Here is an 839-nt window from a genome sequence, read left to right as displayed (position 1 = left end):
CAAGCAGGAGCCCCCGACAGGGCCTCGCGCCAGTAACGGGCCTGGCTCTGCAGCCTGTCCCCCGACAGCCACTGCCGCTGCCAGGCAGCATAGTCCGCATACTGGATGCCGAGCGGCGCCAAGGGATCATCATGCCCGGCAGCGAAGGCCCGGTAGAGCTGACCGAGTTCCCGCACCAGCACGCCCATCGACCAGCCGTCCGAGACAATGTGATGCTGCGTCAGCAGGAAGACGTGCTCCTCATGCGACAGCCGGATCAGGCAAGCGCGGATCATCGGCCCGCGCGACAGGTCGAAGGGCGTGTGCGCCTCTTCACGGCACAGGTGCTCAAGTGCCGCCTCAGCATCGGCCCGGCCGCACAGGTCGTGCTCGACCGGCCGCAGACCCGCATCCGCAGGCAGGATCCCGACACAGGGCTTGCCGTCGGGCGCGACAAACACATGGCGCAACGCCTCGTGACGCGCAAACACACCATCGAGGCTGCGCTGCAGGGCCGCCCGATCGAGCCGGCCCGTCAGCCGCAAGGCCAGCGGGATGTGGTAATTGGTGCCGGCCCCGTCCAGCTGCGCCAGGAACCACAGCCGCTGCTGGGCGAAGGAGAGCGCAAGCGGCTCATCGCGCGACACGGCAACAATCGCCGGCAGGTCTTTGCGATCGGCGCGGCTCAAATCTTCAACGATGCTTTCCGCCAGATCGCAAAGCACCGGCCTGGCGAAGAGCGTCGACAGCGGCACCTCGACACCGACGGCCTGCGAGAGCCGGCTCAGCAGCCGCACCGCCAGCAGCGAATGGCCGCCGAGCTCGAAGAAGTGGTCGTGGCGGCCAACCCGCTCGAGCCC

1 protein-coding gene is annotated in these 839 nt (G+C 68.3%); it reads right to left on the bottom strand.

Features of this window, described 5'->3' with window-relative positions:
• Window positions 1-839 (bottom strand): condensation domain-containing protein (locus AC0L28_RS34675; protein ID WP_473482985.1); only part of this gene is annotated, 839 nt, incomplete at both ends.

It is taken from the genome of Mesorhizobium sp. WSM4847, from assembly GCF_055811335.1.
Note: the sequence above shows the minus strand (reverse complement) of the source record. Positions and strands in the feature narration are given on the sequence as shown.